Origin of the sequence: Trebonia sp. (assembly GCF_049794275.1) — a bacterium.
Lineage (GTDB): Bacteria > Actinomycetota > Actinomycetes > Streptosporangiales > Streptosporangiaceae > Trebonia.
The window spans coordinates 1-10,534 of record NZ_JBARCR010000917.1 but is presented as its reverse complement, the minus strand read 5'-3'; the positions used below and the strand labels follow the sequence as shown (position 1 = coordinate 10,534).

Genomic DNA, 10,534 nt, shown 5'->3' with positions numbered 1-10,534 from the left:
CTTCGAGCGGGCGCGCGCCCTGCACCGGGTCGCTGATGCCTGCCAGCGGCGTCGGGACGAGCTGGCCCGGGCGCTCACCCTCGACCAGGGCAAGCCGCTGCACGCCGAGGCCTACCCGGAAGTCGATGACCTGATCGGCTACTGGCGCGACGCGGCCGAGGACGTGCTGCGCCTGGACGGCGCGATCCCGCCCAGCCGGCTGCCCGGAGCCCGGGTCCTCATCGAGCGCCGCCCGCTTGGCGTGGTCGCGGTCATTACTCCGTGGAACTGGCCGTACACGATGCCAGCGCAGGTCATCGCGCCCGCGCTGGCGGCGGGCAACACGGTCGTGTGGGCTCCCGCGCCGAGCACGTCTGTGTGCAGCGCGGTGCTCGTGGACGCCATCGCCGACGCGGACCTGCCGCCGGGGACGGTCGCCTTCCTGCCGGGCCGGGGCCCGGTCGTCGGCGACGAGATCGCCGGCCATCCGGGAGTCGCCGCCGTCGCGTTCGTCGGGTCTACCCAGACCGGCCTGTCGGTGGCCCGGCGGGCCGCGGGCAAGGCCCAGCTGCTGGAGATGGGCAACAACGGCCCCCTGGTGGTTATGGACGACGCCGACCTGCACCGGGCGGTCGCCGGGACGATCGCCGGGGCCTACCTGTGCTCGGGGCAGAGCTGCACGGCCGCCGAGCGGATCCTGGTCCACGAGCGGGTCCACGACGCGTTCGTGGAAGCGCTGGCCGCCGCGGTCGGCAAGGAGGTCGTGCTGGGCGACCCGTTCGACCCGCGGACCACGATGGGGCCGCTGAACAACGCCGACGTCGCCGCCAAGACTGCCCGCCACGTGGCCGACGCGCTCGCGCGGGGCGCGGACCTCATCACCGGCGGCGGCGCGGAGCCCGGCCGGCCCACGGCCTTGTACTGGCAGCCCACCGTCCTCGACAACGTCCCCAGGGACGCGGTCGTGGCCCGCGAGGAGACCTTCGGGCCGGTCGCGCCGGTCATCGCGGTCGCGTCGCTGGAGGATGCGATCACGCTGACCGATGACCTGCCCTACGGGCTGATGGCGTCCATCTACACCGCGGACGCGGGCACCGGCCTGCGGTACGCCGACTCGGTCCGGGCAGCGTGGGTGAACGTCAACGAGTCCTCGAATTACTGGGAGACCCACCTGCCGTTCGGCGGCGGCGGGGGCAGCGCCAGCGGCGTCGGCCGGGTCGGGGGCCGGTACGCCATGGAAGCCCTGACCCAGGTCCGGACCGTCGTGCTGTCCGGCCTGGCCTAGCGGCCGCCCTGGTGCAGCGCTGGCGCCTTATGCGCCGCGTGGTCCCACCAGCGTCAGGCGAACAGCCGGGGCAGCAGCTCGCGACAGCTCTGCCGGAGGTCGTCGAACGCTGTCTCGGAGCCGGCAAGGTGGCGCTGCAGTGCTTGGTAGAAAAGCCCGTCGAACATGGCGTAGGCAGTGGAGGGCGAGCAGGTGGGTTCACTGCCGATGAGGTTGGCGTAGGCGCGGACGAGACGCCAGATCATGTCCTGCAGGAGGCCGTCGATCTCTGCGACATCGTCGCGGAAAGCTACCTCGAACAGGGACTGCGAGCGCAAGTCGTACCAGAGCCGATGCATGAGCGGCGCGTCGGCCAGCGTTGCTGCCAGGCCGTTCCCGCAGGCTTCGGCGAGCTCGTCGGGAGTGGACGACTCGGCGACCAGGCCTTCGTATCGCTGTGCGCAGGCCGTCTTATAGCGCCGGACGCAGTAGGTGATCAGCTCGGTCTTGTCCGCGAAGTAGTAGTGCAGGAGCCCGTGGGAGAAGTTCGTTTGCTCTGCGATCGTGCGCAGGCTGGTGCGGGCGTAGCCAAGGTCAGCCAAAGTCAGCAACGTGGCGTCGGCCAGTTCTCGACGGCGGTCCTCGAACTTGTCGACACCGGTTCGAAGCCTCGCCGCAGTTGAACTCGCCACACCGCGAGCCTACCGCAGCGAGCAGATCTTTGACCGATTGTCCAGAAAATTCTTGACACACGTCCAATGAAGGGGCCACGATCGTGGCCAGGAACGGTCCCGTAAACGAGCCACTCGCAGGATGCACGATCTAATACGGAGACAACGATGTCGCTGACCTTCTATCTGGACAAGGGCACCTCCCTGGATCCGGAGGCACCCTGCCTGACGCTCGACGGGAAATCGCTGTCGTACGGCGAGGTCGTGGATCTGTCCCGCGCGGTTGCCAAAGCCCTTCGGCGCTCGGGCGTCCGGCCCGGGGACAAGGTCGGCATCCTCTCGGCCAACGACCCGACCGCGTTCTCCTGCGTCTTCGGCATCGCCCGGTCGGGTGCGGTGTGGTGTCCGATCAATCCGCGCAACGCGGCGGCCGAGAATGCGGAGCTGCTCGACTTGTTCGACTGCTCGGCGCTGATCTTCCAGCCGGCCTTCGACGAGCTAGTCGCCGCGATCGCCCCAGTACTTCCGAAACTGACGACGCTTGTCCGGCTCGGCGACGGCGACGACCTTGCACAGGCTTTCCGCCCCTGGCTTGACGCTGCCAGAGACGATCCCCCCGCCGAGGCCGCACCGCCCGAGGACCTAGTGGCGCTCGTCGGCACTGGCGGCACCACCGGACGCCCCAAGGGAGTCATGCTCACCGATCGCAACCTCGAGGCGATGTCGGCGATCACGCTGATGAGCTATCCCTTCGGCGGGCGCCCGGTCTACCTGGCCCAGGCCCCGCTGACCCACGCGGCCGGCGTGCTGTGCTTCCCGATCCTCGCCCGGGGCGGTGAGGTCGTGATCATGGCGAAGCCCGACGTCGGCCGGTTCCTTGAGCTGATCGAGCGACACCGGGTCACCCACACCTTCCTGCCGCCGACCCTGATCTACATGGTTCTCGGCCACGCGGCACTGGACAGCACGGACCTGTCGTCACTGCAGTGCTTCTGGTACGGCGCGGCGCCGATTTCGACGGCCAGGCTCGCCGAGGCACTCGACCGCATCGGGCCGATGGCGCAACTCTTCGGGCAGTCCGAGGCCCCGATGATGATCTCGACCATGGCACCGGCCGAGCACCGCCGACCCGACGGGACGATCGACACCTCACGGCTGGCGTCCGCCGGCCGCCCGTCGCCGCTGGTCAACGTGGCGATCCTCGACGAGAACGGCCGGCCCGTCCCGCGCGGGGAGCGAGGAGAGATCTGCGTGCGCGGCTCGCTGGTGATGGCCGGTTACTACCGGAACCCCGAGGCAACGACCGAGGCGTCCGCCCACGGGTGGCACCACACCGGCGACATCGGCTTCCTCGACGACGACGGTTACCTCTACATCGTCGACCGCGCCAAGGACATGGTGATCAGCGGCGGGTTCAACGTCTACTCCGCCGAGGTGGAGCAGGCCTTGATGGCCCACGACGCCGTCCGCGACTGCGCGGTGATCGGCCTGCCCGACGAAAAGTGGGGCGAGCGGGTCACCGCCGTCGTGCAACCGCAAAGCGGCGCCGAGATCGATACCGACGAGCTGATCGCGTTCGTCAAACAGCGCATCGGCAGCGTCAAGGCTCCCAAGCAGATCGAAATATGGGCCGACCTGCCGCGCTCCGCCGTCGGAAAGGTCCTCAAGACAGAGATTCGCTCGAGGCTAACCGGCAACTGAACTAGTCCCAAAGTTAGTGAGGAGCCCGCACGCCATGAAACTCGCACTGTACCTGCCGAACTTCCGCGACAAGGTCACCGTCAAGGAACTCGAAGACCTCACCGCGCTCGCCGAGGACCTCGATTTCGACTCGGTCTGGACACTCGACCGGATCATCGTCCCCGAGGTCTCCGACCGCGGAGAAATGCAGTACCCATTTGGCATGATCGACGGGTTCCCTCGTGGTCTGCCGGTGTCGTCGCGAGGCGAGTTCCTTCAGGGAATGCCCTTGATCCCCTGGCTCGCCGCCAAGACGTCGAAGGTCCGGATCGGCATGAGCATCATCGACACGCCGTTCCGCTCGCCCGGCGTCCTCGCCGCGGAGCTGGCCACCATCGACCACCTGTCGAACGGCCGGCTCAACGTTGCCGTCGGGTCGGGCTGGATGCCCGAGGAATTCGCGGCAGCAAGCGCTTCGCACATCTTCCCGAAGCGACACAAGCACGTGCGTGAGTCGATCGAGATCATGCAAGGAATCTGGACGAACGATCTCTTCGAATACCACGGTGAGTTTGCCGACTTCGAGCGCAGCGGGTTCGGCGCGAAGCCGCTGCAGAAGCCGCACCCGCCGATGTTCTTCAGCGGGCTCAAAGACCCGAAGCGCTCGGCGAGCCGGATCGCGAAGTACGGGATGGCGGGCTGGATCGGAATCCAGGACTCTCCGGAAGACATCGCGAAATGGCGCAGCGAAATTCAGCGCGAGCTTGAGGCGCTGGATACCCCCCGTTCGGTCGACGACCTCGAGATCATGAGCATGATCTGGTTCGTCATCACCGATCAGGCCATGGATCAGACGCCGATGGGCAAGGGCACCAACCTGCTGGCGGGAAGCGCGGCGCAGATCACCGACATGCTCAAGCGCTACCGGGAAGCCGGGATGACGATGCCATTGCTTTGGCCGCCGTTCCAGGACGTTCCGGTAGCTAAGACGCTCGACGACCTCAAGCGTCTGAAGGAAGAAATCATGCCCAAGGTCAACGCTATGTGACAAGCCCGGCAGGCGGCGGTCAACCGATCCCCCACATCGAAGTGAGAGGAAAGCAATGTCAGAGCTCGAGGGTAAGCGGGTTTTCGTCACCGGGTCAGGTGCCGGCATCGGCAAGGCGATCGCGGCGCTGTTCACGGAACGCGGCGCCCGGGTCGTGGTCAGCGACATCAACCCGGAAACGGCCAAGCAGTCAGCCGAAGAGATCGGCGCCGCAGGAGTGGCTAACTGCGACGTCACGGACGAGGGCCAGGTACAGGCCGCGGTCCAGCAATCGGTCGACATCCTCGGCGGTCTCGACGTCCTGGTCAACAACGCCGGGATCGAGATCTCCTCGCCGCTGCTCCAGCAGTCAACAGAAAGCTTCGACAAGATCTTCAAGGTCAACGTACGCGGTCCGTTCGTCGCGATGAAGGCGGCAATTCCGCACCTGATCGCCTCGAAGGGCAACATCGTCAACATCGCCTCGATCGCCGGGGTCGGCGGCAGCCCGCTGCTCGGCTCCTACTGCGCGACGAAGGCGGCGCTGATCCAGCTCACCCGGGTCGCGGCGGTGGAGATGCGGGCGGCCGGCGTGCGAGTCAACGCGGTCTGCCCAGGCTTTGCCGACACCGCCATGGTCGCCCGGCTCGTACCTGACTTCGAGGCGGCGACCCAGATCCCGTTCGGCGATCTCGTCGCGATGAAGCAGGGCAGGCTCGGCACTCCGGAGGACATCGCCGAGGTCGCCGCCTTCCTCGCGTCCGACCGGGCGTCGTGGGTCACCGGCAGCCACTACATCCTCGACGGCGGACTGACTGCCTCACTGGTTTAACGCCTGCCGCTGTCAACTCGCCGGGGCCGGGCCGAAGATCACGTTGGCGAAGTCGAGGTCTAGTTCCCGGTAGTGGGCTCGCATCACGTCCGTGGCGGCCTCCGCATCGCGCGCCTCCAGCGCCGCAAGCAGCTTCTCATGCAGCAATCGGTAGGCGGCGGGCGAGACGTTGTTGATCTGGCGCGCCACGATGACGTAGCGCTCCGTCCGAGTCGATATGGCGTCCCTGTACTGAATCAGGACCTGATTATGCGAGCCGCAGTAGACCATCCGGTGAAACGCCCGGTTGACATTCAGCATGCCGCCCACCGCCACAGGAAGCCCGGCGTCTCGCAGGTAGCGGAGCGCTTCCTCCTCGTCTTGGCGAGCGATCAGCTCTCGCGCCTTGGCGAGTTCCTCCGGTGATATCTGCCCGGCCGCGAGCCGCGCCGCGAGAAGATCGAGTTCCCGTCGGACTGTAACTAGCTCGGCAGCCTCCTCGCGGGTGAGGGCCGCGACTACCACGTCCCGATGCGCGTTACGTACGACCAGATGATCTGCCTCAAGTCGCCGGAGGGCTTCGCGCAGGGGAGTGATAGAGACACCCAAGGCTCCCGAGAGCTGTACGTAGTCAACCCGGCTGCCCGGCTTTAGCTTGCCCTGGAGAATCTGATTGCGCATCTCAAGGTAGGCGCCGTCTGCCTTGGTCGTCGCGCCGCGGGCTGGATCGCCGTACGTCACGCAGCGTTACCCCCTTGCCGGATACCGCCAACTTTATATTATAAAGATTCAGGCTGCTAGCGAAGGGACTCGCCAGTGCAGACGAGCACAGACCGGATCCTGACCACGCACACGGGAAGCATCGCCAGGCCCGATGACCTGATCGAGCTGATGCGGGCCCGGGAGAACGGTCAACCGTACGACGGGGAGGCGTTCGAGGCCCGCGCGACGGCGGCCGTCGAGGAGTGCGTCCGCCGCCAGCTCGAGGCCGGACTCGATGTAATCAACGACGGTGAGCAGCGCAAGAGCGGGTTCACCACGTACCTGACCGAGCGGCTCGCCGGGTTCGAGGCGGTCCCCTACGCGCCAGGTGAAACGCTGGGTCACTGGCGGGAAGTGGACGAGTTCCCCGAGTACTACGAGCGCTACTTCAAGACCGCTATGTACGGAGCCATGCTGAGCCCGCCGACGCGGCTGGTGTGCCGTGGACCGGTCAAGTACGTCGGCCAGGAGGCGCTCGCCATCGACCTCGCCAACCTGCGAGCGGCGCTGGCTGGCCAGAACTTCACCGAGGCTTTCGTGTCGGCGGCGTTGCCAACTGCCCTCGCCCAGCACGAGAACGAGTACTACTCCTCGCACGAGGACTTCGTGACCGCGCTCGCCGACGCGACCCGCGAGGAGTACCGGGCCATCATCGACGCCGGCTTCCTGATCCAGCTGGACGACCCGGCCGCGACGAGCCTGTGGGGCTACGCGGATGCCGACCCGGCCGAGCGGGACCGGCGCGTGGCGGAGACCGTCCAGCTGATCAACTACACCCTCCGGGACATCCCCTCGGAGAAGATCCGCTACCACACGTGCTACGGCATCAACCAGGGGCCGCACATCTACGACTTGCGGCTGCGGGACTTCATTGAGCCGATGCTGCGGGTCAACGCCCAGGCGCTCTCGTTCGAGGTCATGAATCCCCGGCATATCCACGACTACCACGCCTTCGAGGACGTCACGCTGCCCGAGGGCAAGGTAATCATTCCGGGCATGCTGAGCAACGGCGCGAACTGGGTCGAGCACCCCGAGCTGATCGCCGAGCTCACGGTGAAGTACGCGGAACTTGTCGGCCGGGAGAACGTGATGCTCGGCAACGACTGCGGCTTCGCCTCGCAGGCCGCCACCCGGGAGATCGACCCGAAGGTGGGCTGGGCCAAGTTCTCGGCCCTGGCCGAGGGCGCCCGGATCGCGTCGCGGCGCCTCTGGCACTGACTCCGGATGTGACTTTCCGGAATTATCCCGAACGTAAGCGGCTGACTCTAGGGGTTCACAGTGCGCGTGATCATCGCCGGCGGCGGCACCGGTGGGCTTGCCACGGCAATCGCCCTCCGGAAGGTTGGCATCGAGCCGCTGGTGCTGGAACAGGCCGCCGCGTTCACCGCGATCGGAGCGGGCCTCGGCCTCTACGCGAATGCGATGAAGGCGCTCACTTATCTCGGGGCCGACGCTTACTGGCGGGAGAACGTAGCGCGTATCGACGTCGCCGAGCAGCGCAACCTCAATGACGACGAGCTGATCACCTCGTCGTCCCTCGATCCGCAAGCGGCTAAATACGGTGAGCACTACTACTGCGGGCACCGTGCCGACCTGCTCAGCAGCCTGCTGGCGCCGCTGCCGCCCGAGTCGGTGCGCACCGGCAGCCGCGTCGTCGCCTTCGAGGACACCGGCCGCGACGTGCGCGTCGAGCTCGCGACTGGCGAGGAAGTACGCGGCGACCTGCTCGTGGGTGCGGATGGACTGCGCTCGCAGACGCGCCAGCAGCTCATGGGCGAGCGGGAGGCCCGGTTCACCGGCGTGGTCGTCTGGCGCGGGCTGATCCCGAGGGAAAAGGTGCCGCAGCGCTACGACGCGAAGATCATGTCCTGGTACGGGCCGCGCCGCCATGTCCTGCTGTATCCGCTCCGGCATGACCAGCATCAGGAAAGCGTCTACAGCCTGAGCGCGTTCGTGCCCGCCACCGAGGTGCGCCGCGAGTCGTGGACGGCCTCCGGTGACCTGGCCGACCTGCACGCGTCCCTAGCAGACTCCTGCCCGGCGATGCACGAGCTCGTCGCCTTGATGGACACGGCGCTGATCACCGGGATCTACTTCCGCGACCCGCTGGAGACCTGGGGGTCGGACCGCGTCGTCCTGCTGGGCGACGCCGCGCATCCAGCGCCGCCCAGCGCCGGTCAGGGGGCTGGTATGGCCCTGGAAGACGCCGTCATGCTCGCCGCCTGCTTGCGGCGGGCCGGCGCCGGGAACGAGCAGGCAGCCGTAAGGGAGTACATGTTCCGCCGCCAGGCGCGTACTACGCGGATGCTCGAGTCGTCCCGGGTGAACTTGCGCAACAGCCAGACCAGCGATCCGGTTCAGATCCGGGCGCGCAACGGCTACGTCCGCGGACTGCGGCAGCTCAGCCCCATGGGCCCGCCCATGCAGGAATGGCTGCTCGCGCACGACCCGGTCGCGGCCGCGCAGCAGTCACCCGCGGAGTTCGAGCAGAACCTGGCTGTTCCAGGCAATCCGATGCGCAGGCCGGAGTCGCGGCGGGCCTTCGACCTGTGGCGCGCGGCGCTGACAAGTGAGCACCGGGCGGCGGGCTGGCTCGGCGAGCGCGAAGGCTACGCCGCTTTCGTGCGAGGCAAGCTGCACCGGGCCGACGTGAACGGGCCGGGTGACAGCGTTGACTGCGACGGGACACCCGCCCTGCAAATCGGGACACCGCCGCGGGGTGACACGCCGGTGGTGCTGCACCTGCACGGCGGCGGCTACGTGATGGGCTCGGCGGAGCTGTCAGCGCCGCTCGCCGCGCGGCTGGCCGAAGCGGCCGGCGGCTGGTCACTCGTTCCCGACTACCGGCTCGCACCTGAGCAACCGTTCCCGGCCGCGCTGGACGATGTCCTGACCGCCTACCGCTGGCTGGCTCGCGAGTACCCGCAGGCTCCGATCCTGGTCAGTGGCGAGTGCGCGGGGGGCGGCTTGGCTCTCAGCCTCGCCATCGCGCTGCGCGACGCGGACAGGGGCGCCACCCGGATGCCCGCCGGGATCCATGTCGTCTCCCCCTTCTGCGACCTCGCACTCTCTGCTGAGCAGCTGAGTGCCGGCACCAGCGATCCGTGGTTCAACCGCATCACGCTCTTGCAGCTTGCCGCCTGCTACATCCACGACACGGACCCAGAGCACGCACCGGTGTCACCGCTGCGGGCGGACCTGTCCGGCCTGCCGCCGCTCCTCATCCAGGCAGCCGAGCCCGAGGCACTGTTTACTAGCGCGAAACGGCTGGCCGATCGGAGCCGCGACGCTGACGTCCAGGTCACGTTCAGCCCGGTCGCGGACAGCGTCCATTCTTTTATCCTGTTCGATTTCCTGCCCGAAACCGACCGCGCGCTAGCGGAGTTCGCCGCATTCGCGCGCGCGTTGCGCGCGTTCTAGTGCCGTAGCAGGCCGGATTCCAATTCATGCGCCAGTAAATTGTCAGGCCGGCCGTCGGCTAGCCATTGGGCCACGCCACTCAGCCCCTCCGCCCAGCGACCGAGGTCGGTGACCTCGGCGTGTGCCGTGATCACCGTCATGAGCTCGGCAACGGCCTCGTCGCTGCGGCCGGCGTCGTTCAGCGTGAGCGCGCGGAAGACGCGAACCGCGTCGGATTCCGGCCACTCCCTCTTGGCCCGGTCGAGGGGCGCCAGCGACTTGTCGTACTGCCCCAGCCAGCGCAGCGTGCTGCCGTACTGGCACAGGCACCGGCGCAGGGTGTCGCCCGCCAGCCCGAGGTCCAGCGCCCGCTCGTAAAGCTCACGCGCCTTCTCCTCCTGGCCGGCGGTGTCATACGCCCCGGCCAGCTCGTACACCAGCACGGGATGGCCGGGATGCCCGGCCAGCAGGGACTCGAAGTAGGCGATCGTGGGTCCCATGTTGGCGCGGTCCCGCTGCGCGTAGCCGCGCCTGATCGCCTCCTCGAGTTCCGGGGTGAGCCCGGGTCTGGCGTCGGAGGGCTGTGTCGTCATGGCGGCGGCTCCTAACTGATCGAATGTGGCTGCCAGCCGTGCATAGTATGCGAGCCGCGGACATCGGCGGCGGCCTGATGGAGACACAGGCGAGAGATGGCTGATCGCAGGCCGCCCAAGGTCGTCGCCGACCAGCCCGGCACCCGGGCCGTCCCGTACCGGTTCTAGCGCCAACCGCTGCTCGGCAAGCTCGGCGGCTCAGCGAGGAGGACGCGCGGCGCCCCTCGTCCCGAGCGGGACTCGGCTGAACCGGCACGAGTGTTCGGCCTCGCCGACCGGGGACGTGTCGCCGCCGGGCAGCGCGCGGACCTGGTCCTCGTGTCCGGTGACCCGTTGACGGACATCACC

General features: G+C 67.8%; 9 protein-coding genes. 6 read left to right on the top strand and 3 right to left on the bottom strand.

From position 1 onward, the window contains the following. On the top strand, nucleotides 1-1,264 hold a 1,264-nt coding region (locus tag WA805_RS23635; protein ID WP_425243430.1), incomplete at its 5' end, for an aldehyde dehydrogenase family protein. 53 nt (nucleotides 1,265-1,317) lie between these two features. Here WA805_RS23635 and WA805_RS23630 read toward each other — a convergent pair. Further along, nucleotides 1,318-1,935, bottom strand: coding sequence for a TetR/AcrR family transcriptional regulator (locus tag WA805_RS23630; protein ID WP_422273085.1), 618 nt, complete (start codon nucleotides 1,933-1,935; stop codon nucleotides 1,318-1,320). Between the two features lie 147 nt (nucleotides 1,936-2,082). Here WA805_RS23630 and WA805_RS23625 point away from each other — a divergent pair, with 147 nt between their 5' ends. The 3 genes from WA805_RS23625 to WA805_RS23615 are packed head-to-tail and all read left to right on the top strand — an operon-like array spanning nucleotide 2,083 to nucleotide 5,453. Further along, nucleotides 2,083-3,615 carry an acyl-CoA synthetase gene (locus WA805_RS23625; RefSeq protein ID WP_425243429.1) on the top strand — a complete coding sequence of 511 codons (1,533 nt, stop codon included), beginning with the start codon at nucleotides 2,083-2,085 and terminating at the stop codon, nucleotides 3,613-3,615. Nucleotides 3,616-3,649: 34 nt separating this feature from the next. Beyond that, the gene (locus tag WA805_RS23620; protein WP_422273081.1) at nucleotides 3,650-4,642 is read left to right on the top strand and encodes an LLM class flavin-dependent oxidoreductase; all 993 of its coding nucleotides are present in this window, start codon (nucleotides 3,650-3,652) and stop codon (nucleotides 4,640-4,642) included. A 55-nt stretch (nucleotides 4,643-4,697) separates the two neighbouring features. Beyond that, nucleotides 4,698-5,453 carry an SDR family NAD(P)-dependent oxidoreductase gene (locus WA805_RS23615; protein WP_422273079.1) on the top strand — a complete coding sequence of 252 codons (756 nt, stop codon included), beginning with the start codon at nucleotides 4,698-4,700 and terminating at the stop codon, nucleotides 5,451-5,453. Between the two features lie 12 nt (nucleotides 5,454-5,465). Here the strand turns inward: WA805_RS23615 and WA805_RS23610 are convergent, their stop codons facing one another. After that, on the bottom strand, nucleotides 5,466-6,173 hold the full coding sequence (locus tag WA805_RS23610; RefSeq protein ID WP_422337851.1) for a GntR family transcriptional regulator: 708 nt from the start codon (nucleotides 6,171-6,173) through the stop codon (nucleotides 5,466-5,468). 75 nt (nucleotides 6,174-6,248) lie between these two features. On the opposite strand from WA805_RS23610, the gene WA805_RS23605 reads away from it, so the two are divergent. Continuing rightward, nucleotides 6,249-7,412, top strand: coding sequence for a cobalamin-independent methionine synthase II family protein (locus WA805_RS23605; RefSeq protein ID WP_424562852.1), 1,164 nt, complete (start codon nucleotides 6,249-6,251; stop codon nucleotides 7,410-7,412). Between the two features lie 60 nt (nucleotides 7,413-7,472). Next, nucleotides 7,473-9,614 carry an alpha/beta hydrolase fold domain-containing protein gene (locus tag WA805_RS23600; protein WP_425243428.1) on the top strand — a complete coding sequence of 714 codons (2,142 nt, stop codon included), beginning with the start codon at nucleotides 7,473-7,475 and terminating at the stop codon, nucleotides 9,612-9,614. Here the strand turns inward: WA805_RS23600 and WA805_RS23595 are convergent. Next, complete coding sequence (locus WA805_RS23595; RefSeq protein ID WP_425243427.1) at nucleotides 9,611-10,186, bottom strand: tetratricopeptide repeat protein; 576 nt, start codon at nucleotides 10,184-10,186, stop codon at nucleotides 9,611-9,613. The genes WA805_RS23600 and WA805_RS23595 overlap by 4 nt on opposite strands. Between the last annotated feature and the right edge of the window lie 348 nt (nucleotides 10,187-10,534).